Source organism: Streptomyces sp. NPDC041784, from assembly GCF_055591025.1.
On the sequence record NZ_JBVJAB010000006.1, the window covers coordinates 236,841 to 261,140 of the forward strand.

General features: G+C 68.5%; 23 protein-coding genes. 11 read left to right on the forward strand and 12 right to left on the reverse strand.

Translation table 11 applies throughout. From position 1 onward, the window contains the following. Positions 1-116: 116 nt before the first annotated feature. From ACZ6D7_RS15520 to ACZ6D7_RS15535, 4 genes are all read right to left on the reverse strand, one after another. Positions 117-575, reverse strand: a complete 459-nt coding sequence (locus ACZ6D7_RS15520; protein ID WP_469490159.1) for an LppU/SCO3897 family protein — start codon at positions 573-575, stop codon at positions 117-119. A gap of 123 nt (positions 576-698) precedes the next feature. After that, positions 699-1,961, reverse strand: coding sequence for an MFS transporter (locus ACZ6D7_RS15525; protein WP_469490162.1), 1,263 nt, complete (start codon positions 1,959-1,961; stop codon positions 699-701). Between the two features lie 95 nt (positions 1,962-2,056). Beyond that, positions 2,057-3,139 carry an inositol-3-phosphate synthase gene (locus ACZ6D7_RS15530; RefSeq protein ID WP_469490164.1) on the reverse strand — a complete coding sequence of 361 codons (1,083 nt, stop codon included), beginning with the start codon at positions 3,137-3,139 and terminating at the stop codon, positions 2,057-2,059. Positions 3,140-3,183: 44 nt separating this feature from the next. After that, the gene (locus ACZ6D7_RS15535; protein WP_469490167.1) at positions 3,184-3,867 is read right to left on the reverse strand and encodes a PadR family transcriptional regulator; all 684 of its coding nucleotides are present in this window, start codon (positions 3,865-3,867) and stop codon (positions 3,184-3,186) included. Positions 3,868-4,229: 362 nt separating this feature from the next. Here ACZ6D7_RS15535 and ACZ6D7_RS15540 point away from each other — a divergent pair, with 362 nt between their 5' ends. Together ACZ6D7_RS15540 and ACZ6D7_RS15545 are read left to right on the forward strand one after the other, a co-directional pair. Further along, positions 4,230-6,911, forward strand: a complete 2,682-nt coding sequence (locus ACZ6D7_RS15540) for a transglycosylase domain-containing protein (RefSeq protein WP_469490170.1) — start codon at positions 4,230-4,232, stop codon at positions 6,909-6,911. A 131-nt stretch (positions 6,912-7,042) separates the two neighbouring features. After that, on the forward strand, positions 7,043-8,542 hold the full coding sequence (locus tag ACZ6D7_RS15545) for a glycosyltransferase family 87 protein (protein WP_469490173.1): 1,500 nt from the start codon (positions 7,043-7,045) through the stop codon (positions 8,540-8,542). An 80-nt stretch (positions 8,543-8,622) separates the two neighbouring features. On the opposite strand, the gene ACZ6D7_RS15550 is transcribed toward ACZ6D7_RS15545, so the two are convergent. From ACZ6D7_RS15550 to ACZ6D7_RS15560, 3 genes are all read right to left on the reverse strand, one after another. Further along, positions 8,623-9,654: an alanine racemase gene (locus tag ACZ6D7_RS15550; RefSeq protein ID WP_469490177.1), complete on the reverse strand. Its 1,032-nt coding sequence runs from the start codon at positions 9,652-9,654 to the stop codon at positions 8,623-8,625. 114 nt (positions 9,655-9,768) lie between these two features. Further along, entirely contained in the window at positions 9,769-10,890 is a 1,122-nt protein-coding gene (femX, locus tag ACZ6D7_RS15555; protein WP_469490180.1) for a peptidoglycan bridge formation glycyltransferase FemX, read from the reverse strand. Between the two features lie 217 nt (positions 10,891-11,107). Then, positions 11,108-11,419, reverse strand: a complete 312-nt coding sequence (locus tag ACZ6D7_RS15560; protein ID WP_469490183.1) for a hypothetical protein — start codon at positions 11,417-11,419, stop codon at positions 11,108-11,110. 287 nt (positions 11,420-11,706) lie between these two features. Between ACZ6D7_RS15560 and rpsF the strand changes: the two genes are divergently transcribed. From rpsF to rplI, 4 genes are all read left to right on the forward strand, one after another. Beyond that, on the forward strand, positions 11,707-11,997 hold the full coding sequence (gene rpsF / locus ACZ6D7_RS15565) for a 30S ribosomal protein S6 (protein ID WP_005482942.1): 291 nt from the start codon (positions 11,707-11,709) through the stop codon (positions 11,995-11,997). Positions 11,998-12,078: 81 nt separating this feature from the next. Then, entirely contained in the window at positions 12,079-12,687 is a 609-nt protein-coding gene (locus ACZ6D7_RS15570) for a single-stranded DNA-binding protein (RefSeq protein ID WP_469490186.1), read from the forward strand. Between the two features lie 81 nt (positions 12,688-12,768). Beyond that, positions 12,769-13,005: a 30S ribosomal protein S18 gene (gene rpsR / locus ACZ6D7_RS15575; protein ID WP_020130672.1), complete on the forward strand. Its 237-nt coding sequence runs from the start codon at positions 12,769-12,771 to the stop codon at positions 13,003-13,005. 18 nt (positions 13,006-13,023) lie between these two features. Next, positions 13,024-13,470: a 50S ribosomal protein L9 gene (gene rplI / locus ACZ6D7_RS15580; protein WP_469490189.1), complete on the forward strand. Its 447-nt coding sequence runs from the start codon at positions 13,024-13,026 to the stop codon at positions 13,468-13,470. A gap of 221 nt (positions 13,471-13,691) precedes the next feature. Here the strand turns inward: rplI and ACZ6D7_RS15585 are convergent, their stop codons facing one another. Further along, positions 13,692-15,029, reverse strand: a complete 1,338-nt coding sequence (locus ACZ6D7_RS15585; RefSeq protein WP_469490192.1) for an MATE family efflux transporter — start codon at positions 15,027-15,029, stop codon at positions 13,692-13,694. A gap of 461 nt (positions 15,030-15,490) precedes the next feature. Here ACZ6D7_RS15585 and dnaB point away from each other — a divergent pair, with 461 nt between their 5' ends. Further along, positions 15,491-16,969 carry a replicative DNA helicase gene (gene dnaB / locus ACZ6D7_RS15590; protein WP_469490197.1) on the forward strand — a complete coding sequence of 493 codons (1,479 nt, stop codon included), beginning with the start codon at positions 15,491-15,493 and terminating at the stop codon, positions 16,967-16,969. A 106-nt stretch (positions 16,970-17,075) separates the two neighbouring features. On the opposite strand, the gene ACZ6D7_RS15595 is transcribed toward dnaB, so the two are convergent. Beyond that, positions 17,076-17,639, reverse strand: coding sequence for a dihydrofolate reductase family protein (locus ACZ6D7_RS15595; RefSeq protein WP_469490203.1), 564 nt, complete (start codon positions 17,637-17,639; stop codon positions 17,076-17,078). 295 nt (positions 17,640-17,934) lie between these two features. Between ACZ6D7_RS15595 and ACZ6D7_RS15600 the strand changes: the two genes are divergently transcribed. Further along, the gene (locus ACZ6D7_RS15600; RefSeq protein ID WP_469490206.1) at positions 17,935-19,320 is read left to right on the forward strand and encodes a serine hydrolase domain-containing protein; all 1,386 of its coding nucleotides are present in this window, start codon (positions 17,935-17,937) and stop codon (positions 19,318-19,320) included. A gap of 87 nt (positions 19,321-19,407) precedes the next feature. Here the strand turns inward: ACZ6D7_RS15600 and ACZ6D7_RS15605 are convergent, their stop codons facing one another. After that, on the reverse strand, positions 19,408-19,860 hold the full coding sequence (locus ACZ6D7_RS15605; RefSeq protein WP_469490208.1) for a GNAT family N-acetyltransferase: 453 nt from the start codon (positions 19,858-19,860) through the stop codon (positions 19,408-19,410). A 10-nt stretch (positions 19,861-19,870) separates the two neighbouring features. Further along, positions 19,871-20,335, reverse strand: coding sequence for a MarR family winged helix-turn-helix transcriptional regulator (locus ACZ6D7_RS15610; protein WP_469490211.1), 465 nt, complete (start codon positions 20,333-20,335; stop codon positions 19,871-19,873). A gap of 137 nt (positions 20,336-20,472) precedes the next feature. On the opposite strand from ACZ6D7_RS15610, the gene ACZ6D7_RS15615 reads away from it, so the two are divergent. Beyond that, a complete protein-coding gene (locus ACZ6D7_RS15615) occupies positions 20,473-21,681 on the forward strand; it encodes an MFS transporter (RefSeq protein ID WP_469490214.1) in 1,209 nt (402 codons plus the stop codon). 68 nt (positions 21,682-21,749) lie between these two features. Next, a complete protein-coding gene (locus ACZ6D7_RS15620) occupies positions 21,750-22,172 on the forward strand; it encodes a GlcG/HbpS family heme-binding protein (RefSeq protein ID WP_469490218.1) in 423 nt (140 codons plus the stop codon). Between the two features lie 94 nt (positions 22,173-22,266). Here the strand turns inward: ACZ6D7_RS15620 and ACZ6D7_RS15625 are convergent, their stop codons facing one another. Beyond that, entirely contained in the window at positions 22,267-23,133 is an 867-nt protein-coding gene (locus ACZ6D7_RS15625) for a GNAT family N-acetyltransferase (RefSeq protein WP_469490221.1), read from the reverse strand. 193 nt (positions 23,134-23,326) lie between these two features. Between ACZ6D7_RS15625 and ACZ6D7_RS15630 the strand changes: the two genes are divergently transcribed. Next, complete coding sequence (locus tag ACZ6D7_RS15630) at positions 23,327-23,959, forward strand: HAD family hydrolase (protein ID WP_469490223.1); 633 nt, start codon at positions 23,327-23,329, stop codon at positions 23,957-23,959. Positions 23,960-24,300: the final 341 nt, after the last annotated feature.

A 24,300-nucleotide genomic window follows, 5' to 3' on the forward strand; every position in this document is an offset into this window, starting at 1 on the left:
AAACGGGGTCATGTTTCACGTGAAACATGACCCCGTTTCGCGGCCCGGCGAGGCGTCCTCTGGATATGCGAAGGGGCGGTGTTTCACGTGAAACACCGCCCCTCTCCACAGCTGCCTTACTTCGTGTAGTCCTTCAGGCAGAGCAGGAAGTCGCTGCTGTCACCGCTCTCGGTGTACGAGTACTGGAAGTCCTTGGCCTTCTCCTCGCACTTGCTGTCCGCGGTGAGCGAGGTGAACGTGCCCTCGACCTTGGCCAGCACGATGTACTGCGCCTTCGTGGAGCTGCACTCGACGACCTCGAGGTCGGGGTTGCTGTCGTTGCTGCTGCCACGGTGCATGCAGTCGCCGACCGCCGCCGTGTTGGCGTCGTCCCGGCTGGCCATGTAGCCGCCTATCGCCGCGCCGGCGACGGCCAGCACGATGACGACATTCTTGACCAGCTTGAAGGTGATCTTGCGACGCGGCTGCTCCGGAACCGGCGCGTACGGCACGGCACCCTGCTGCGGCGGGTACGGGGCCTGAGGCTGGCCCTGCGCGAACGGGTTCTGGCCCTGGGGCGGCGGCGGAGTCGACATGGGGGTCCCCCTGGAACTTAGGTGTGTGGCGCGAAAACAGACGCGCTGTAAGACGCACGTAAGCTACCGGGGCCCACTGACAATGCTCCAACCGAGGGGCAGTCTGTATCCTTGATGTGACACTTACTGGCGCTCAAAACGTGCCATTGCCCCAGCAATTGCCGCGTAGATAACGGCGACCGTTACCACCAGTGCCGGGGAGCGGCCGTTCGGTGGCAGCATCAGGGCGGCCACGCCGGCGGCTCCCACAAAGGCGACGTTGAACAGCACGTCGTAGAGCGAGAAGATCCGGCCACGGAAGCGGTCCTCCACCGAGGACTGGACGATGGTGTCGGTGGCGATCTTGGCGCCCTGGGTGACGAGTCCCAGTACGAATGCCGCGGCGAACATGGTGGTTTGGGCGAACGGGAGCATCAGGGCAGGCTCCAGGAGGGCGGCCGCCGCCGAGCAGACGACGATCCAGCGGCCCGGTCCCAGCAGTCCGGCCGCCCACGGGGTCACCACCGCGGCCACGAAGAAACCGACACCGGAGACGGCCACGGCCGCCCCCAACAGGGCCAGGCCCTGGTCCGGTTCGGACGACCAGGCGTAGCGGCACAGCATCAGCACCATGACCGTCAGGGCGCCGTAGCAGAACCGCATCAGCGAGATCGCCCCGAGCGCCCAGGCGGCCTCCCGTCGCTTCGGCTGGGACAAGTGGCGTACGCCGGAGGCGAGCCCGTGAGCGGTGCCGTGGAGGGCGGCCGTCAACCGGGTGGGGACCAGGTCGCGTTCGGGCCCGAGGAGGTCCACGGCCATGGTCAGGGAGGCGAGCGCGGCGCACAGGTAGAGCGCGCAGCCCAGCAGCACCACGGCGGCGTCGCTGTCCGCCACCAGCAGCCGTACGACGAAGGCGAGCCCGCCGCCCGCGACCGCGGCCAGAGTTCCGGCGGTCGGGGAGAGCGAGTTGGCCAGCACCAGGCGCTCGGCGTCGACCACCCGGGGCAGGGCGGCCGACAGTCCGGCGAGGACGAAGCGGTTGACCGCGGTGACGCACAACGCGGAGACGTAGAACAGCCAGTCGGGCACATGGCTGACCATCAGGACGGCGGTCGCGGAGGCCAGCAGGGCGCGCAGCAGATTGCCGTAGAGGAACACCTGCCGGCGGCGCCAGCGGTCGAGCAGGACGCCGGCGAAGGGGCCCACCAGGGAGTACGGCAGCAGCAGGACCGCCATCGCCGAGGCGATCGCGCCGGCCGAGGTCTCCTTCTCCGGGGAGAAGACGACGTACGTGGCGAGCGCGACCTGGTAGACGCCGTCGGCGCACTGGGAGAGCAGCCGTACGGTCAGCAGACGCCGGAAGTTGCCCAGGCGCAGCAGGACGCGCAGATCGCGGACGACGGCCATGGGCACAGCCTCACATACGGGGAGGGTCCCCGGGTCGTGCGACCCGGGGACCCTTCTCAGCCCTGGCAGGAGCGAACTTTCGGTTCGGGGCCGAGCTAGCGCTCGACCTCGCCGCGGATGAACTTCTCGACGTTGGCGTAGGCCTCGTCGTCGAAGTACTGGACCGGCGGGGACTTCATGAAGTAGCTCGACGCCGACAGGATCGGGCCGCCGATGCCGCGGTCCTTGGCGATCTTCGCGGCGCGCAGGGCGTCGATGATGACACCCGCCGAGTTCGGGGAGTCCCAGACCTCGAGCTTGTACTCCAGGTTCAGCGGGACGTCACCGAAGGCACGGCCCTCGAGGCGGACGTACGCCCACTTGCGGTCGTCGAGCCACGCGACGTAGTCGGACGGGCCGATGTGGACGTTCTTCTCGCCCAGGTCCCGGTCGGGGATCTGGGAGGTGACGGCCTGCGTCTTGGAGATCTTCTTGGACTCCAGGCGGTCGCGCTCGAGCATGTTCTTGAAGTCCATGTTGCCGCCGACGTTGAGCTGCATGGTGCGCTCAAGACGGACGCCGCGGTCCTCGAACAGCTTCGCCATCACGCGGTGCGTGATGGTGGCGCCGACCTGCGACTTGATGTCGTCGCCGACGATCGGGACGCCCGCCTCGGTGAACTTGTCCGCCCACTCCTTGGTACCGGCGATGAAGACCGGCAGGGCGTTGACGAAGGCGACCTTGGCGTCGATGGCGCACTGGGCGTAGAACTTCGCCGCGTCCTCGGAACCGACGGGCAGGTAGCAGACGAGGACGTCGACCTGCCTGTCCTTCAGGATCTGGACCACGTCGACCGGGGTCTCGGCGGACTCCTCGATGGTCTCGCGGTAGTACTTGCCGAGACCGTCGAGGGTGTGGCCGCGCTGGACCGTGACGCCCTTGTTCGGGACGTCGCAGATCTTGATGGTGTTGTTCTCGCTGGCACCGATGGCGTCCGAGAGGTCGAGGCCGACCTTCTTCGCGTCGACGTCGAAGGCAGCGACGAACTCGACGTCACCGACGTGGTAGTCCCCGAACTGCACGTGCATCAGGCCCGGGACCTTGGACGCCGGGTCGGCGTCCTTGTAGTACTCGACGCCCTGCACCAGCGACGCGGCGCAGTTGCCCACGCCGACGATGGCTACGCGAACCGAACCCATTCCGGTTGCTCCCTGTGTGTACGAGTGAGGCCCTGAGTGGGCGCTCACGTGGCGGTGTCGCCGGGCGTATCCGTCCCGGGGATGTCCCCGGGACGGGGCAGGCCGCCCGTCGATCCAGATGTGGTGTCCTGCTGAGCGGATCCTCCGGAGGCGGAACCCTTGAGGTCCCGTCCGGCCCGCTCGCTCTCGATCAGCTCGTTCAGCCAGCGCACTTCGCGTTCCACGGACTCCATCCCGTGGCGCTGGAGTTCGAGCGTGTAGTCGTCGAGGCGCTCCCGGGTGCGTGCCAGAGAGGCACGCATCTTCTCCAGGCGCTCCTCCAGCCGGCTGCGGCGGCCTTCGAGGACTCGCATACGGACGTCGCGCGAGGTCTGCCCGAAGAAGGCGAAACGAGCCGCGAAGTGCTCGTCCTCGTACGCGTCGGGTCCCGTCTGCGAGAGCAGGTCCTCGAAGTGCTCCTTACCTTCCGCCGTCAACCGGTAGACGATCTTGGCGCGACGCCCTGCGAGTGGCGCGGCGAGGGCGTCCTCGGGGGTGCTCCCCGGTTCCTCGATCAACCAGCCGTTGGCGACCAGCGTCTTGAGGCAGGGGTAGAGAGTGCCGTAGCTGAAGGCACGGAACACACCCAGTGACGTATTGAGTCGTTTGCGCAGCTCATAGCCGTGCATCGGGGACTCGCGGAGCAGGCCGAGTACGGCGAACTCGAGGATGCCGGAACGCCGGCTCATCGTCGCCTCCTCTCGTCCTTGGCTCGCTTATGTCGCGCTGATGTATCGACTCGATACATCACGACGATAGAACGGCCTTCCGGATGGGACAAGAGGGGAGATGGTGAACGGGATCACATCACCGATTCGTTGCAGGCGACTTGCCTGATTTGAGGCGAACCTCGGGCCTAGGCAGGTTTTGACGGTGCGTAGTCTGTGCGCCATGCACACCACCGGGACCCATGGGACGCCGGGGGGCGTCGAGGCCCCCGGTGCCGTACGGGTGAATGCGCGACCGACCGCATCCGTACTTCGGGGGGACAGGAAACCAGCCGCCCTTTTCAGGCGCGCACGGATGCGCCTGCCCTAGGAGTAATCGTTCGATGAGCGAGCACCGTCGCAAACCGCCGCAGCCGCAGGGAGGCGGACGTGCCGCGGCCCGACGCGGCCAGTCCGGTCCGTCCTCCGGCCGCCGCGCGGCACCGCGAGGCGCCACCGGATCTCCTTCCGACTATGGGTTGGGTCACGGGTCCGGAAGCGAGGAGCAGTCGTACGGCGGCCGCTCCGAGTCAGGGCGCGCCACCCAGAGAAGCTCGGGCGGGCGGCGCAGAACGGCCGAGCCCGCAGGGGGCCGCCGCGGCGGCTCGACCGGGCCCGGCCGGGGCAGAGGACGTACCGCGCCCGGCAGGAAGCGTCTGATCAACTATCCGCGCGCCGACCGGGACGGCTGGCAGCGCTGGATGCCGTCATGGAAGCTCGTGGCCGGCCTGTTCGTGGGCTTCATCGGCAGCCTCGTGGCCGTGGCGGGCATCGGCTACGCCATGGTGGGCATCCCGAAGGTCGACGACACGGCGGAGGCGGAGAACAACGTCTACTACTGGAAGGACGGCAGCCAGATGGTTGCCACCGGTGGTGAGGCGAACCGTCAGATCATCGATCTCTCGCAGATCCCCGAGGAGATGCGCTGGGCGGTGATCTCGCAGGAGAACAAGACCTTCTACGACGACAGCGGCATCGACCCCAAGGGCATCGCGCGCGCCGTGTTCAACATGGCCCGGGGCGGACAGACGCAGGGTGGCTCGACCATCACCCAGCAGTACGTCAAGAACGCCATGCTCAACGACCAGTCGCAGACGATCTCCCGGAAGTTCAAGGAGATCTTCGTGTCGATCAAGGTGGGCGCCAAGCTCGACAAGAACACGATCATGGCCGGCTACCTGAACTCCGCCTACTACGGGCGCAACGCCTACGGGATCCAGGCCGCCGCCCGCGCGTACTTCGACAAGGACGCGGTCGACCTCAGCCCGGGTGAGTGCGCCTTCCTGTCCGCGATGCTGAAGGGTGCCACGTACTACGACCCGGCGGGTGCGTCCTCCATCGACCCGACCAACGCCACGCCCGAGAAGAACAGGAAGCGTGCCCTGCTCCAGATGCAGGACACCCTCGACAAGATGGTCGAGTACGGCCATCTCGACGCTGCGACACGGGCCAAGTACACGACGCTTCCCAAGTGGGAGAACCCCCGGTCGAACACCGACCTGAAGGGGCAGATCGGCTACCTCGTCGACCTCGCCAACGGTTACCTGGTCAGCAACAGCGCCAAGACCGGGATCACCCAGAACGACCTCCAGCAGGGCGGCTTCTCGATCTACACGACCTTCGACAGGTCGAAGGTCACGGACCTCGAAGAGGCGGTCACGAAGGTCCAGAAGGCCAACATCAAGCCGAAGGAACGCCCGGACACGGACACGCACGTCCAGTTCGGCGGGGCGTCCGTGGACCCGGCCACCGGTGCCATCCGGGCCGTCTACGGCGGTGAGGACGCGACCAAGCACTTCACCAACAACGCCGACCAGACCGGTGCCCAGGTCGGCTCGACCTTCAAGCCGTTCGTACTGGCGTCCGCGATGACCTGGGGCGTGCGCGACCCCGAGCTGGGGTCGTCGCAGGCGCAGGACGAACGCACGATCGTCTCCCCGGAGAGCCTGTTCAGCGGTCAGAACAAGCTCAAGATCGAGAACTACGACGGCTCGGTCTGGAAGAACGAGAAGGGCGAGGAGTGGCTTCAGACCAACGACGGCAACGTCTCCTACGGCACTGCGCCCGAGTTCAAGATCGACCTGCGTGAGGCGATGCGCGAGTCGGTGAACTCCGCCTTCGTGCAGCTCGGCCAGGACGTCGGCCTGGACAAGGTGAAGGACTCCGCCATGAAGGCGGGCCTGCGGGAGGACAGCCTGACCGGCTCCACCTTCCCGTCGTTCTCGATCGGCATCTCCGACCCGAGCGCGATCCGTATGGCGGGCGCCTACGCCACCTTCGCCGCCAGCGGCAAGCAGCGTGACCCGTACTCCGTCGAGAAGGTCACCAGCAAGAAGGGCCAGATCTTCACGCACAAGAACGAGACGGAGCAGGCGTTCACCTCGAAGGTCGCCGACAACGTCACCGACGTCCTGAAGACCGTTGTCGAGAAGGGCACCGGTACCAACGCCCAGCTGACCGGTCGCGAGGTGGCCGGCAAGACCGGTACCACCGACGGCAACAAGTCCGCCTGGTTCGTCGGCTACACGCCGCAGCTGTCGACGGCGGTCACCATGTTCCGGCTGGACGACGACGAGTCGAACAAGAACCGTTCGTTCCTGGAGATGTTCGGCACGGGTGGTCAGAAGAAGATCCACGGCGCCTCGTTCCCGGCCCAGATCTGGCACGACTACATGGAAGAGGCGTTGGAGGGCGAGCCGGCGAAGGACTTCCCGGCGCCCGAGCCCATCGGTGAGATCGTCAACGCGGAGCCGTCCCCGACCCCGACTCCCTCGGTGACCGAGACCGAGGAGACCGAACCGTCGCCGTCCCCGACCCTCACCGAACCGGAGGTCGAGCCCTCGCCCTCGCAGAGCGAGACCTGCAGCAGCTTCTTCGACTGCCAGGACAACTCGGGCGGAACGAACAGCGGGAACTCCATCGGTGGCACAGGGGAAACCAGCCCGACACCCACCGAAACGGCGACGGAGGACGACTCCAGAGGCAACCAGAACGGCGGAAACTTCTTCGGAGGTCCTGCCGGCTAGCCACGCCGTCACCCAAGACGGGTGTTTCACGTGAAACAGGTGCATGTTTCACGTGAAACGAGGGCCGCCCCACCGCATCAGGTGGGGCGGCCCTCGGCTTTTTCCTAGGTCCGTACGGCAGGATGTGGCCCATGCCCAGTGCAGAATCGACGCCGACGCGCGTGCACGAGCCGGAGCTGGTACGGCCGACCAGGGACGACAAGGTGGCCGCGGCCGGCAGTGAGCTGATCGGTGGCCCTCTGGGGCGGCGGGCCCTGCTCGGGACGTCCTGGTGGACCCCCGTACGGGTCGTCGCGCTCGTGGCGATCGGGATGTTCGCCCTCGGCCTGATCCAGAAGGCGCCCTGCTACAACGGCGCCTGGTTCTTCGGCGCCAGTTCCCAGTACACGCACGCGTGCTACTCGGACATCCCGCACCTCTACCAGGGGCGGGGCTTCGCCGACGGGCTCGTGCCGTACTTCGACAAGCTCCCCGGTGACATGGACTACCTCGAGTACCCGGTCCTCACCGGTGTGTTCATGGAGGTGGCCGCCTGGCTGACCCCGGGCAGCGGCAGCATCCAGCACCAGGAGCAGTGGTACTGGATGGTCAACGCCGGGATGCTGATGGCCTGTGCGGCCGTCATCGCCGTCTGTGTGAGCCGTACGCACGCCCGGCGCCCCTGGGACGGCCTGCTGGTCGCTCTGGCGCCGGCCTTCGCCCTCACCGCCACCATCAACTGGGACCTGCTGGCGGTCGCTCTGACGGCCGCGGCGATGATGATGTGGGCACGGGGCCGTTCCCTCGCCTTCGGTGTCCTCCTGGGGCTCGCCACGGCCGCCAAGCTCTATCCCGTCTTCCTGCTCGGCCCGCTGTTCCTGCTGTGCCTGCGCGCCGGCAAGTGGCGGGACTTCGGGAAGGCGGTCGGCGGCGCGGCCGTCGCCTGGCTGGTGGTGAACCTGCCGGTGATGCTCTTCGCCTTCGAGGGCTGGTCGAAGTTCTACCGCTTCAGTCAGGAGCGGGGCGTCGACTTCGGCTCGTTCTGGCTGATCCTGGCCCAGAACTCCAGCGACCCCCTCACCACCGACAGCGTCAACACGCTGGCCACGCTCATGGTCGTGCTGTGCTTCCTCGGCATCGCGTGGCTGACGGTGACCGCGCCGCGCCGCCCCCGCTTCGCCCAGCTCGCCTTCCTGGTGGTGGCGGCCTTCATCCTCACCAACAAGGTCTACTCGCCGCAGTACGTCCTGTGGCTGGTGCCGCTGGCGGTGCTGGCCCGGCCCAAGTGGCGGGACTTCCTGATCTGGCAGGCGTGCGAGGTCGCGTACTTCCTGGGGATCTGGATGTACCTCGCGTACACGACCAGCGGAGACGCCCACAAGGGACTGCCCACCGACGGCTACCACTGGGCCATCGCCGCGCACCTGCTGGGCACGCTCTATCTGTGCGTCGTGGTCGTACGGGACATCCTGATGCCGGAGCGGGACGTCGTGCGCCAGGCAGGCGACGACGACCCCTCGGGCGGTGTGCTCGACGGGGCGGACGACGCCTTCGTCCTGGGCGCGGCCGCGCATCCGCCCCGGCACGCCTCCCACTTCGAGGGACCCCAGGTGGAGTGGGGCAAGCAGGACGCCGTCGACAGTTCGCCCTGAGCGAACAGGGCGCTGCCCGGCCATGGAAAAGGCCGTACACGGGATTCCCGTGTACGGCCTTCGTGCTGTCGCGGTGTGGCTCAGCGGTCCACGATGCGGTCGAACTGCGTGGTGGTATGCCGCAGATGGGCCACCAACTCGTCACCGACCGTCGGCTCCGGCGCGTCCGCGGGGACGAACAGGATGGACACCTGCATGTGCGGCGGCTCCGCGAACCAGCGCTGCTTGCCGCCCCACACGAACGGCGAGAGGTTCCGGTTCACGGTGGCCAGACCGGCCCGTGCGACGCCCTTGGCACGCGGCATGACGCCGTGCAGGGCCTTGGGGGCCTCCAGGCCCACACCGTGCGACGTACCGCCCGCCACGACCACCAGGAAGCCGTCCGAGGCCGCCTTCTGCTGCCGGTAGCCGAACCGGTCGCCCTTGGCGACCCGTGTGACGTCCAGGACGGCGCCGCGGTACTCGGTCGCCTCGTGGTCCCCCAGCCACAGCCGCGTGCCGATCCGCGCGCGGAACCGGGTCTGCGGGAACTGCTGCTGGAGCCGGGCGAGTTCGTCGGCCTTGAGGTGGCTGACGAACATCGTGTGCAGCGGCAGCCGGGCCGCGCGCAGCCGGTCCATCCAGCCGATGACCTCCTCGACGGCGTCGGAGCCGTCGGTGCGGTCCAGCGGCAGATGGATGGCGAAGCCCTCGAGCCGGACGTTCTCGATCGCGGAGTGCAGCTGCGGCAGATCCTGCTCGCTGATGCCGTGCCGCTTCATCGACGACATCACCTCGATGACCACCCGGGCGCCCACGAGGCCGTACACGCCGTCGACCGAGGACACAGAGCGCACCACCCGGTCGGGCAGCGGGACGGGCTCCTCGCCGCGCCGGTACGGCGTCAGCACCAGCAGGTCGCCGCCGAAGAAGTCCTTGATGCGCGCGGCCTCGTACGTCGTGCCGACGGCGAGGACGTCCGAGCCCAGCCGTGTGGCCTCCTCCGCCAGCCGCTCGTGCCCGAAGCCGTAGCCGTTGCCCTTGCAGACCGGGACGAGCCCCGGGAACTGCTCCTGCACGTGCTTGTGATGCGCCCGCCAGCGCGCGGTGTCGACGTAGAGCGTGAGCGCCATGGCCGGACCTGGGACCTTTCTCGTGGCTGCGGTGTGGGGAACGACCTCAGAGGTGTCAGAGGTGTCAGAGGTGTCGGAGAGGCGTTCGGAGCTATGGAATCACCGAACGTGACGTCAGCGGCGCGACATGTAGATGTCGAGGGCCTTGTGGAGCAGCTTGTTCAGCGGGAAGTCCCACTCGCCGAGGTACTCGGCGGCCTGCCCGCCCGTGCCGACCTTGAACTGGATCAGGCCGAAGAGGTGGTCGGTCTCGTCCAGCGAGTCGGAGATGCCGCGCAGGTCGTAGACGGTGGCACCGAGCGCGTAGGCGTCGCGCAGCATCCGCCACTGCATGGCGTTCGACGGACGGAACTCGCGGCCGATGTTGTCGGAGGCGCCGTAGGAGTACCAGACGTGCCCGCCGACGATCAGCATGGTCGCCGCCGAGAGGTTCACACCGTTGTGGCGGGCGAAGTACAGCCGCATCCGGTTGGGGTCCTCGGTGTTGAGGGCCGTCCACATGCGCTGGAAGTACGACAGCGGGCGCGGCCGGAAGTGGTCGCGCACGGCCGTGATCTCGTACAGCCGCTGCCACTCCTCGAGGTCGTGGTAGCCGCCCTGGACGACCTCGACGCCGGCCTTCTCGGCCTTCTTGATGTTGCGGCGCCAGAGCTGGTTGAAGTTCTTGTGGACCTCTTCAAGGGAACGGTTCGCCAGCGGCACCTGGTAGACGTAGCGCGGCTGGACGTCACCGAAGCCGGCGCCGCCGTCCTCGCCCTGCTGCCAGCCCATACGGCGCAGCTTGTCGGCCACCTCGAAGGCGCGCGGCTCGATGAAGTCGGCCTCGATGTCCCGCAGCCGCTTCACGTCCGGGTTCTGGATGCCCGCCTTGATGGAGGCGGCCTCCCAGCGCCGGATGATCACCGGCGGGCCCATCTTCACGGAGAAGGCGCCCTGCTGCTTGAGGTGCGCGAGCATCGGCTCCAGCCACTCGGTCAGATTCGGCGCGTACCAGTTGATGACCGGGCCCTCGGGCAGATAGGCCAGGTAGCGCTTGATCTTGGGCAGCTGGCGGTAGAGGACCAGACCCGCGCCGACCAGTTCACCGGTCCGCTCGTCGAACCAGCCGAGGCTCTCCGAACGCCACTCCGCCTTGACATCGGCCCAGGCCGGAACCTGCATGTGACTCGCCGCCGGCAGGCTCTGGATGTATGCCAGATGCTGCTCGCGGCTGATGGTCCTCAGGGTCAGGCTCATTCGGGGCGCTCCTCGGGCTGGTGTGTCCCCATGGGTACAGGGGCTCCTGGCTCTCGCGCCGAAGCCTACTGCGCCTTGCGCCTGGCCCGACTGGGCGTACGGCACCTTCGCCCCGGCCCAGGGGTGGCCGGGGCGTTACGGCAGGGTTCGTAGGTGTTCTACGCGCCCTCGGTGGACGACGGTGTGCGTGAGGCCGGGTCCGGTGCCCGCCCGGTCATCACACTCCGCCGAAGAGGCCGCCGTCCGACATGCCGAGGAAGAAGCCGACGCCGGAGGCACCGAGGCCCAGGATCAGGAAGAAGCGCTCACGGGTGGTCTCGGAGATCCACTGTCCGTACGCGCCGGTCAGGATCCCCACCAGACCTGTCCAGGAGCTGAGCAGATGGAGGCTGTCGAACTGCGCCGTGACGAAGGACACCACCCCCAGGACCAGGGTCACGGCCATGAGCGTGTCCTGGACGGGATGGGACTTGCCGTCGGTGGCGAAGAGGGAACCGACTCCGGTGTTGGGTCGCAATGCCTGTGCCATAGGGCACCTCCTGCGGAAGGCGGCGCATCGTAGCGCCATACACACCCGATGTGTACAGATTGGCGGTTCCCCCGGCCGGATTTCAACCGGAAGCCGGTGTCCAGGTACTCTGTACCCTCTGCACCGGTGTCTGCCCAGGCACAGCCAGGAACTCCGCCCAGTTCAGCGCGGGGATGTCGCCACGCGACCCCCCACTGTCAGTGGCGGCCGATACCGTTGCGAACGCATCACAACCCTCCTGCCACGGATCGACCGTGGCCGCTGAGTCCAAAGGAGGTGGGTTCCACATGCGTCACTACGAGGTGATGGTCATCCTCGACCCCGATCTGGAGGAGCGCGCTGTCGCCCCCCTGATCGAGAACTTCCTCTCCGTCGTCCGTGAGGGCAACGGCAAGGTCGAGAAGGTCGACACCTGGGGCCGTCGTCGTCTCTCGTACGAGATCAAGAAGAAGCCCGAGGGCATCTACTCGGTCATCGACCTGCAGGCCGAGCCTGCGGTCGTCAAGGAGCTCGACCGCCAGATGAACCTGAACGAGTCGGTCCTCCGGACCAAGGTCCTCCGCCCCGAGACCCACTGAGCGTCCTCGCTCAGCTGATCTCGGGACTCTGAGTAGCAGCACAAGCAGCCAGCAGCAGCAAACCCGCCGAGAGGTTCCCCCATGGCAGGCGAGACCGTCATCACGGTCGTCGGCAATCTTGTCGACGACCCCGAGCTGCGCTTCACCCCCTCCGGTGCGGCGGTCGCGAAGTTCCGTGTCGCGTCCACCCCCCGCACCTTCGACCGCCAGACGAACGAGTGGAAGGACGGCGAGAGCCTGTTCCTGACCTGCTCGGTCTGGCGCCAGGCGGCGGAGAACGTCGCGGAGTCGCTCCAGCGAGGCATGCGCGTCGTCGTGCAGGGCCGGCTGAAGCAGCGGTCCTACGAGGACCGTGAGGGTGTCAAGCGCACGGTCTTCGAACTGGACGTCGAGGAAGTCGGCCCCAGCCTGCGCAACGCCACGGCCAAGGTCACCAAGACCAGCGGCGGCGGCGGACGCGGTGGCCAGGGTGGTTACGGCGGCGGTGGCGGCCAGGGTGGCGGCGGCTGGGGCGGTGGCTCCGGCGGCGGTCAGCCCGGCGGCGGCGCTCCCGCCGACGACCCGTGGGCCACCAGCGCTCCCGCCGGTGGCAACCAGGGCGGCGGCGGTGGCGGCTGGGGTGGAAACTCCGGCGGCAGCGGCGGCAGCGGCGGCAGCGGCGGCGGCTACTCGGACGAGCCCCCCTTCTAGACCTTCGCGTCCGGCCTTCGGGCCGGTCCGGGTCGGAGGGTGGGCCGTACCCACACTTCTTGATCACACAGGAGAAACACCATGGCGAAGCCGCCTGTGCGCAAGCCTAAGAAGAAGGTCTGCGCTTTCTGCAAGGACAAGGTCACGTACGTGGACTACAAGGACACGAACATGCTGCGGAAGTTCATTTCCGACCGCGGCAAGATCCGTGCCCGCCGCGTGACCGGCAACTGCACGCAGCACCAGCGTGACGTCGCCACGGCCGTCAAGAACAGCCGTGAGATGGCGCTGCTGCCGTACACCGCCCAGGCGCGATAAGGGAAGGGTGACCGACATATGAAGATCATCCTCACTCACGAGGTGTCCGGCCTCGGTGCCGCCGGTGACGTCGTCGACGTCAAGGACGGTTACGCTCGCAACTACCTGATTCCGCGGAACTTCGCGATCCGCTGGACCAAGGGTGGCGAGAAGGACGTCGAGCAGATTCGTCGCGCTCGCAAGATCCACGAGATCCAGACCATCGAGCAGGCCAACACGGTGAAGGCCCAGCTCGAGGGCGTCAAGGTCCGTCTGGCCGTCCGCTCCGGCGACGCCGGTCGTCTCTTCGGTTCCGTCACGCCGGCCGACATCGCTTCCGCGATCAAGGCTGCCGGTGGCCCCGACGTCGACAAGCGCCGCATCGAGCTGGGCACGCCGATCAAGACCCTGGGCGCCCACGAGACGTCCGTGCGTCTGCACCCCGAGGTTGCCGCCAAGGTCAACATCGAGGTCGTCGCGGCCTGATCGCCGCACTTGGCTTGAAGAGCTGTTCGGCTTGAAGAGCCGAGGAGGGGCCGCACCCGCTGGGGTGCGGCCCCTCCTTCATGTTTCACGTGAAACGGCCCCTAGGAGGCCGACTCCGGCTGAGGGCTGAGGGCTGAGGGCTGAGGGCTGAGGGCTGACGGTGACGGCCGCTGGCCGATGGCTCCGGCAGTCGGTTCCAGGCGTCTGTTTCACGTGAAACGTCAGCGGGTCGCGCCGGTGACGATCCAGCGGCCCGAGCGGGCCCGTAGCCAGAGCGTCAGCATCCGGACCACCATCATCAGCGCCATCGCACCCCACACCGCGGTGAGTCCCCCACCGAGGAGCGGTATCAGCAGCGCCACGGGTGTGAAGACGGCCAGCGTGCACACCATGGCCCGGGCGAGGTACGGGCCGTCCCCCGCCCCCATCAGTACGCCGTCCAGCGTGAAGACGATGCCGCTGACCGGTTGGGTGAGCGCGACGACGAGGAGGGCCGGCAGCGCCGCGTCCTTCACACCCGGGTCGCTGGTGAACAGGGGCAGAAACAGCGGCCGGGCGACCACGACCAGCAGGCCGAGCACGACACCCACGCCGATGCCCCACTCGACCATGCGTCGACAGGCGTCGCGTGCGCCCTGAGCGTCTCCCGCGCCGAGATAGCGTCCGATGATGGCCTGCCCGGCGATCGCGATGGCGTCGAGGGCGAAGGCGAGCAGGCTCCACAGGGACAGAGCGATCTGATGGGCGGCGATGTCGGCGTCCCCGAGGCGGGCGGCCACGGCGGTGGCGATCATCAGGATCGCGCGCAGCGAGAGCGTACGGACCAGCAGGGGGACGCCGGCCTGCGCGGAGGCCCTGATGCCGGCGGCGTCGGGGCGGAGCGAGGCACCGTGCCGTCGTGCTCCCCGGACCACCACGACGAGGTAGACCGCGGCCATGCCCCACTGGGCGATCACGGTGCCCCAGGCGGAGCCGGCGATGCCGAGATCCGCGCCGTAGACGAGAGCGGCGTTGAGTATCCCGTTGGCGACGAAGCCGCCGACCGCGACGTACAGCGGGGTCCGGGTGTCCTGGAGTCCGCGCAGGACGCCGGTCGCGGCGAGGACGACGAGCATGGCCGGAATGCCGAGCGCCGAGATGCGCAGGTACGTGGTCGCGTAGGGGGCTGCGGTGTCCGAGGCGCCGAAGAGGGCGACGAGGTCCGGGGCGGTGGGAAGGACGGCGACGATCACGGCGGCGCCGAGGAGGAGGGCCAGCCAGATACCGTCCATGCCCTGGCGGATCGCGGCGGGGAGATCACCGGCGCCCACCCGGCGGGCGACGGCGGCCGTGGTGGCGTAGGCGAGGAAGACGAAGACACTGACGGCGGTGGTGAGGAGGGCGGCGGCGATGCCGAGTCCGGCGAGCTGGGCGGTGCCGAGATGGCCGACGATCGCACTGTCCGCCAGGACGAAGAGGGGCTCGGCGACGAGCGCGCCGAAGGCCGGGACGGCCAGTGCGACGATCTCTCGATCGTGCTGTCGCCGGGGGGCCCTGGTGGTCGCGGGAGCCTGTGTCATGACCACCAATCTAATCGTCCACAGGTAAGAGATGCAATCGAGGTATGACCCTTACTCGCCGTTGGGTGGTGCGTCGTCTCACACACTGTTCGAAGCGATCTTGGCCCGACTGGGGAAGTTTTTCTTCTGCACAGCCGGTGGATGGGAAACATGCAGGTCGGGGAGGTCGGATGGGAAAAGGAGAGGGCTTGTTCACAGCGCTGTCCACCGGGTCGTGCACAGGTTTTGCGGAGTTGTCCACAGCATAGGGCCAGTCGTCCACATGGCCTGTGGATAACCAGATTGGCTGACGGTGCCCGCGGGCCTACCGTGGTCCGGCGCCCGCTCCGTTCGTCGGCCGATGAAACCCTCACAAAACCGACGTGCTGCAACCGGAGTTGGGCCTCTCAATTGTCAGTGTCGTGCCGTAGAACAGAAGGCACGGCGAGGTCCGCTCGGCGGACGGGAGGAGGTGGCTCGGGGTGAGCATTTCCGAGCCCTTGGACGACCCGTGGGCCGACAGCGGACCCAGTGATCGTCTGCCCGCTGCCCGCCGGCGCGGCGACAGCGGCCGCGGCCGGGACGAACAGCACGACCGGGGCCGGGAGAGCGGCGACTGGGAGGGCGGCGGCACCGCCTTCGAGCGCGTACCGCCGCAGGACCTCGACGCCGAGCAGTCCGTCCTCGGTGGCATGCTCCTGTCCAAGGACGCCATCGCCGACGTCGTCGAGGTCCTCAAGGGCCACGATTTCTACAAGCCCGCGCACGAGACGATCTACCAGGCGATCCTCGACATCTACGCGAAGGGCGAGCCGGCCGACCCCATCACGATCGCCGCCGAGCTGACCAAGCGCGGCGAGATCAACAAGGTCGGCGGGGCGTCGTATCTGCACACCCTCGTCCAGACGGTGCCGACCGCGGCCAACGCCGAGTACTACGCGGAGATCGTGCACGAGCGCGCGGTGCTGCGCCGCCTGGTGGAGGCCGGCACCCGCATCACCCAGATGGGATACGCGGCCGACGACGACGTCGACGAGATCGTCAACCGCGCCCAGGCGGAGATCTACGCCGTCACCGAGCAGCGCACCAGCGAGGACTACCTCCCGCTCGGCGACATCATGGAGGGCGCCCTCGACGAGATCGAGGCGATCGGCTCGCGCAGCGGCGAGATGACCGGTGTACCCACCGGCTTCACCGACCTCGACTCGCTCACCAACGGTCTGCACCCGGGTCAGATGATCGTCATCGCCGCCCGACCCGCGATGGGAAAGTCCACGCTCGCGCTGGACTTCGCGCGCGCGGCGTCGATCAAGCACAACCTGCCGAGCGTCATCTTCTCCCTCGAAATGGGCCGCAACGAGATCGCGATGCGTCTGCTGTCCGCCGAGGCCCGCGTCGCCCTCCATCACATGCGGTCCGGCACCATGACGGACGAGGACTGGACGCGCCTGGCGCGCCGGATGCCCGAGGTCTCCTCCGCGCCGCTGTTCATCGACGACTCCCCGAACCTGTCGATGATGGAGATCCGGGCGAAGTGCCGTCGGCTGAAGCAGCGCAGCGACATCAGGCTGGTCATCATCGACTACCTCCAGCTGATGCAGTCCGGTGGCTCCAAGCGCTCCGAGAGCCGTCAGCAGGAGGTCTCGGACATGTCCCGAAACCTCAAGCTGCTGGCCAAGGAGCTGGAGGTACCGGTCATCGCGCTGTCGCAGCTCAACCGTGGTCCCGAGCAGCGCACCGACAAGAAGCCGATGGTGTCCGACCTGCGTGAGTCCGGCTCGATCGAGCAGGACGCCGACATGGTGATCCTGCTGCACCGCGAGGACGCGTACGAGAAGGAGTCGCCGCGCGCGGGCGAGGCGGACATCATCGTGGGCAAGCACCGTAACGGCCCGACGGCCACGATCACCGTCGCCTTCCAGGGCCACTACTCGCGCTTCGTGGACATGGCGCAGACCTGATCCCCGGCCCTGTAGGGTCTCGCGGCTGATGTCGTAATCTCACGGGCCGTGTCGTGCCGATGTCGTGGACGACATCGCCGTGAGACCAGCGCGTGGGTGCTGCTGCTCAGCGCCTCGTCTCGTACCTGGTCAGGATCACGCCGCCGGGAAACGTCCGCGTCTCCACCAGGTTCAGGTTCACCCAGTTGTCCAGCGCGGTGAAGAACGGCGTGCCGCCGCCCACCAGGACCGGCGCGGTTGCCAGCACGTACTCGTCAATCAGCCCGGCCCGCATGGCCGCCCCGGCGAGCGTCGCGCCGCCGATGTCCATCGGGCCGCCGTCCTCGGCCTTGAGCCGGGTGATCTCGGCGACCGCGTCGCCGGTGACCAGGCGGGTGTTCCAGTCGACCTTGTCGATCGTCGAGGAGAACACCACCTTCGACATGTCCCGCCAGCGGCGCGCGAACTCGATCTCCGCCGGGGTGGCGTTGGGCTGCTGGTCGCCGGTCGGCCAGTAGGAGCTCATCGTCTGCCACAGCTTGCGCCCGTACAGCGACAGGTCGGTCGCCTGCAACTGGTCGGACCAAAACTGGAACAGCTCGTCGCTCGGCACGCTCCAGCCGATGTCGTCGCCCGGCGCGGCGATGTGGCCGTCCAAGGTCAGGTTCATGCCGTAGATCAGTTTCCGCATGGCGCCAGCCTTCCGTGAGTCGGTCTCACGCCTACAGACCGGCGCGGCGCGGGAAGCTCATCGGTGCGCGATCTGAGCTCACATGTAGTCCTCGTGCTCGGTGGCTCAGCCGCAGACTCATCGTTCCGCCGAGGAAATGGCATCGATCTGAGACTGATCTTGGGTGACATCGCGGTGAGACAACAGAGAACCAGCAGGTCACAGAAGATCGACATGTCATCGGCGGCGAGACCCTACACCCCGCCCCGGGCGGAATGGATTCGACGCGGGCCGCGCGGGCGGGTGGACTGGGGCCATGACGACACCTCAGGAAGAGCTGCTCCCCGGCACACGGCGTGCGCTGCTGCACCGGATCGCCGTCGCCCAGGCCGAGGGGCGGGCGCCGTCACTGGTCGCCGCCGTAGTCCGGGACGGGCGGGCCGTCTGGCACGGGGCACGGACCTCGGTCGACGGGCACGGCCCGGACGAGCACGTGCAGTACCGCATCGGCTCGATCACCAAGACCTTCACCGCCGTTCTCGTGCTGCGCCTGCGCGACGAGGGCGCGCTCGATCTCGGTGACCCGCTGGAGAAGCACCTGCCCGGAACCGGCGCGGGGGAGATCACGATCGCCGAACTGCTCGCGCACGCGGGCGGACTGGCCGCCGAGACGCCCGGACCGTGGTGGGAACGGACACCGGGCTCCCTGCGGCCCGAACTCGCCGACGTCCTCGGCGAGCAGCCCGCCCCGCACCCCGCCGGACGCCGGCACCACTACTCGAACCCCGGATACGCCGTCCTGGGTGCCCTCGTCGAGAAGCTGCGCGGTGCTCCCTGGGAGGAGGTACTCCGGCGTGAAGTGCTCGAACCTCTGGGCCTCGACCGCACGAGCATGCGACCGCAGGCGCCTGCCGCGGGCGGCTGGGCGGTGCACCCCTGGGCCGATGTGATGCTCCCCGAGCCCACTGAGGACTACGGACCGATGGCCCCCGCCGGCCAGCTCTGGTCCACGACCGCCGACCTCGCCCGGTTCGCCGCCTTCCTGGCGCGGGGTGACGACCGGGTGCTGGGCGTGGAGACCCTGCGGGAGATGCGGGCACCCGCGGCTCCGTCCGAGATCGCCGATCTCGGGGCCGGTGCCGGCTATGGGCTCGGCCTTCAGATCCAGCACCAGAACGGCCGGCTGCTCGTGGGTCACTCCGGATCGGTGCCGGGCTTCCTGGCCAGCCTCACCATCGGCGTGGCGGACGACGTCGCCGCGGTGGTGCTCGCCAACTGCACCTCCGGGCCGCTGCTGTCCCAGGTGGCCGCCGATCTCGTCCGCATCGTCGCGGAGGCCGAGCCGCGGATTCCGGAGCCGTGGCGGCCGCTGCGGGACGTGGACCGTTCCGTGCTGGAGCTGGCGGGTCAGTGGTACTGGGGCACCAGCCCCTCCGTGCTGCGGGTGATGGCCGATGGGCTGCTCTCCCTGGGGCCGCTGTCCGGCGGCGGCCGCCGTTCCCGGTTCCGGCCGAACGGGGACGGCACCTGGACCGGGATGGAGGGGTACTTCGCCGGAGAGCTTCTGCGGGCCGTACGGCGGCCCGACGGAACCGTGGACCACCTGGACGTCGCCTCGTTCGTGTTCACGCGTGCGCCGTACGACGAGGGGGCGGCTGTGCCCGGTGGGGTGGACCCGGAGGGATGGCGGGGGATCGGCTGACGGCTGCCCCGCCAGGAGAAGCGCTCTGTTTCACGTGAAACAGAGCGCTTCCTGCGTTCGGAGCCTGAGCCTGGTCCAGCGCCTGGTTCAGAGCATGAGCTTGAAGCCCACGTGCGAGGCCTCGAAGCCCAGCCGCTCGTAGAAGCGGTGGGCATCGGTGCGGGTGTTGTCCGAGGTGAGCTGCACCAACTGGCAGTTCTCCCGCCGGGATTCCTCGATGGCCCACTCGAGGAACCGGGTTCCCAGCCCGCTGCCGCGCTCGTCGGCGTGCACGCGCACGCCCTCGATGATGGACCGGGTCGCGCCGCGCCGGGACAGCCCGGGAATGATCGTCAGTTGAAGCGTGCCGACCACGCGTCCCTCCCGGACGGCCACGACCACACGCTGGTTGGGGTCGGCGCTGAGCCGTTCCAGCGCCGCGGCATACGGGGCGAGGTCGTCGGGCGACTCGCGCTGTGCGCCCAGCGGGTCGTCCGCGAGCATGCCGACGATCGCGGGGATGTCCTCTGTGGCGGCGGCTCGGATTTCAAGATCTCCCATGGCCCGCACCCTATGCGGCGGCGGGCACCTTGAGGGATTCCACGACCCGCACCAGTGGGGCCAGTTCGGGGTTCAGGGCGGCCTCGTCGAGGGCCTCGCGCAGCGCCGCGTCATTGGTCGGCCGGGCCGCGTCGAGCAGCTCCAGTCCGGCCTCGGTGACGTTCGTGTAGATGCCGCGCCGGTCGGTGGGGCAGAGGTAGCGCTCGAGCAGTCCGCGGTCCTCCAGACGCGTCACGAGCCGGGTGGTGGCGCTCTGGCTGAGGACGACGGCGTCGGCGACCTGCTTCATCTGCAGATGGCCGCCCTCGCCGTCGTGCTGCCGGCTGAGCACGTCGAGCAGTGAGTACTCGCGCACGCTCAGGTCGTGCCGGGTCTGGAGCGCGCGCTCGATGTGGGCCTCGATCCTCCCGTGCAGCAGGGCAAGGGCGGACCAGCCCTGAGCGAGGGCGGTGAGCGCGGGGTCCGTCGCAGTCATGGGGTCCTCCGTCCCGGAGCGGCTGACACCAGGATAGAGCAGCCGCGCAATAGTCGTCGGTTGCAGATAGCCCGCGTATGCAACTATTGTGGACGCACGCAAAGCGCTCCTGCAATCGTCTGGGAAGGTTATCCCCCATGCCTCTCGCGCTTCTGGCCCTCGCGATAGGGGCCTTCGGAATCGGCACCACCGAATTCGTGATCATGGGCTTGCTGCCCGAGGTCGCGAGCGACTTCGGGGTCTCCATCCCCACGGCCGGCTTCCTCGTGACCGGCTACGCGCTCGGCGTGATGTTCGGCGCCCCGCTGATGACCGTCCTCGGCACCAAGGTCTCCCGCAAGCGGATGCTGATGCTGCTGATGGGCCTGTTCATCGTCGGCAACCTGCTCTCCGCGGTCGCCCCCACCTTCGCCGTGATGCTGATCGGCCGGGTGGTCGCCTCGCTCGCCCATGGCGCTTTCTTCGGCATCGGTTCCGTGGTCGCGGCCGACCTGGTCGCACCGGACAAGAAGGCCGGCGCCATCGCCATGATGTTCACCGGTCTCACCGTCGCCAACGTCGTCGGCGTCCCGCTCGGCACGCTCGTCGGGCAGAGCGTCGGCTGGCGGGTCACCTTCGGTGTCGTCGCCGCCCTGGGCGTCGTCGGCCTGGCCGGCATCGCCAAGCTGGTTCCCGAGATGCCGCGCGCCGAGGGCGTGCGCCTGCGCCACGAACTCGCCGCTTTCAAGAACGCCCAGGTTCTGCTCGCCATGGCGATGACCGTCCTCGGCTTCGGCGGTGTCTTCGCGGCCATCACCTACATCGCGCCGATGATGACCCACGTGGCCGGCTTCGCCGACGGCTCGGTCACCTGGCTGCTGGTCCTCTTCGGGCTCGGCATGGTTGTCGGCAACCTCGTCGGCGGCAAGTTCGCGGACCGCGCCCTGATGCCCCTCCTGTACGTCTCCCTGGGCGCCTTGGCGGTCGTTCTGGCGCTCTTCACGCTCACCGCGCACCACAAGGTCCTCGCGGCCGTCACGATCGCTCTGATCGGCGCCCTGGGCTTCGCCACCGTCCCGCCGCTCCAGAAGCGGGTCCTCGACCAGGCGCACGGCGCCCCGACGCTCGCCTCGGCCGTCAACATCGGCGCCTTCAACCTCGGCAATGCCCTGTCCGCCTGGCTCGGCGGGCTCGTCATCGCCGCCGGCCTCGGCTACACCGCCCCCAACTGGGTCGGCGCCGCCCTGGCCGCGGCCGCCCTGCTCCTCGCCTTCGTCTCGGCCGCGCTGGAGCGCCGCGGCAGCGCACCCAGCGCCGTCGTCGCCGGTGCCACGCCCACCGAACTGCGGGCGGCCGTCCAGCGCTGAGACCCGGCACCCCCGTCTCCCCCCACACCCCCAGCAACAACCACAGCATCACCAAGGAGAAATCCCTCATGAGCACCACCACCGCTGTCGCGCCCCTGACCATCCAGGATGCCGAGGCCCTCGTCGGCGCCGCACACCGTGCCGCCGAGGCCGCCGGGGTCACGGTCAGCGTCACCGTTCTGGACGCGGGCGGTCATCTGCTGGCCTTCCGCCGGGACGACCGGGCCGTGCTGATCTCCGGTGAGACGAGCACGCGCAAGGCCTACACGGCGCTCCAGTTGAACGCCCCCACCGCCGACCTCGTCGACGCCGTACAGCCCGGCGGGCTGTTTCACACCCTGCCCACCGCGCTCGACCGGCCGCTGCTGTTCATCGCGGGCGGAGTTCCGGTCCACCGCGACGGCCGTCTGATCGGCGCCCTCGGGATCGGGGGCGGCGCCCCGGAGCAGGACCACGCCTTCGCCACGGCGGCCCTGGAGACGTTCGCCTGAGACCACTCAGGAAGACGCCGAGTCCCCACGGATCGAGGACGCCGGTTCCCACGGATCGAGGGGACCGGCGTCGTCGTATCCGCTCCGCGCGGTTTCAGCCGGCCGCCACCGTCAGCGGGGCGAAGCGCCGGTTCCAGTCGCCGGGCAGCTCGGCGACTCCGTAGGTCATGACGGTGTTGAAGGCGACGGACTCCAGGCCCCGTGCCTTCACCCACGCCAGCAGTTCCTCGTGGCGTACGTCGATGTCGGTCCGCAGGGGCCGGTCGGTGTGTTCGGCGAGTGAGGCCAGCAGGGCCTTCGCGGTCTCCGTGTCCCGGGCGATCAGCGGGCCCACGACCTGCGTGTCCATGTTGGGCCAGGCGGCCGCGTAGCCGATGATCCGGCCGTTGTCCTCGGCGACCCGCAACTGGTCGGCGAAGGCGGGCAGCCGGGTGATCACGTGGGTGCGATCGGCGCCGAACACCTCCTCGTCGAGCCGGAGGATCGTGAGGAGATCCTCGGCCGTCGCCGCCCGGGTGGCAATCTTCGACGGTGGTTCACCGGGGAGGAAGCGCCCTCGTACCATCTCCGCCCGGCCCGTCGTCTTGAAGCCCAGCTCCTCGTACAGGGGACGGCCGTTCGGTGTCGCGTGCAGGGTCAGCGGGGTGGTGCCCATCCCGGCGACGACGTGCTGCATCAGCCTGCGGCCGATGCCCTGCCGGGCGTGCCGTTCGGCGACCAGCACCATGCCGATCGCTCCGAGAGCGGGGCTGCCGTACGGGCCGTACTCGGTGACGACGCAGGCGGTGACCAGGCCTCCGTCGGGGTCGTCGATGCCGTATCCCTTCCCGGCCGAGAGCAGGAGGCCCCACTTGTGCTCCTCGCGTGGCCACCCCCGATCCTCGGACAAGTCGGCGCAGGCGGTGAGGTCGCGGTGCGTCAGGCGGCGGATGGGCAGAGCGCTGGGGGAAGGAGTCGGCACGCAGGTCAGGCTGTCCGACCGGCGGCCCCGGCGTCCACCCGTTTCCCCCGACACGTACGTGCTTTTGGCCATGTCGTGGACCACGGCACAGCGAGCCGACGGCGATGCCTGTTTCACGTGAAACATCGGCGAACGGCACCCTACGCGGAGCCTCCGTCAGAGCATTGACAGGACCGCCCGTTAGCCTCGGCCCATGGCGAGACTCCATCTCTTCGACCTCGACGGCACACTGCTGCACGGAACGTCCGCGCCGCTGGAGATCTCCCGCCAACTCGGTCTGGTGGCCGAGACGGTGGCGCTGGAGCAGGCGATCTCCGCGGGGCGGATCGGACCGCCGGAGTACGCGACCCAGGTGCACGCGCTCTGGACGCGGCTCACCGAGGAACATGTGGCGGCGGCGTTCGAAGCGGCGCCCTGGCTGGCACGTATTCGCGAGGTCTGGGCCGAGATCAGAAGCCGGGGGGAGTACTGCGCCGTCGTGTCGCTCTCGCCGTCCTTCTTCGTGGAGAAGCTCGTGGGTTGGGGTGCGCACGCGGCCTATGGATCCCGCTTTCCCGCACTTCCGTTCACCGAGCCTGTGGACCCGGCCGGTGTACTCAGCGCGCAGGCGAAGGTGGTGATCGCCGACCGGCTGTGCGGGGAGTTCGGGGTGACGCGGGACGACTGCGTCGCATACGGCGATTCACTCTCCGACAAGGACCTGTTCGCGACCGTATCGGTGTCGGTCGCGGTCAACGCGGACCGGCATCTGACCGGCCTCGCCACTCATTCATATGCGGGGAAGGATTTGTGGGATGCCTATGAATTGGTGCGGCACGCCCGGTAATTGAGGGGAACCGGTGGTTCGCCCCCCGGCCGGGTTCCATGGCGGGAAGGGGGGACTTGTGTGCGCAGCGGCGGCCGGTATGGTCGACTCCGGTTCGCTTACGGAACGAGGTGCGCCGGACGCGGTGCACACCTCCTCTGAGGGCTGAGAAAAGGGCAATGCAGCCTAACGGGACGGAGAGATCGAAGACCCGCATTTCCGGTTGTACGGCCGGGGCGTCCGAACAGGATGGGATGCTGCGGTGAGAGGCCGCGGCCCCTGCCGCACTCTCGCCTCATGTGTTCGTGCGGAGCCGAGAACCGGATGGACTGCGGCGGTCCCGGTCGCGGAACCGTACGGAA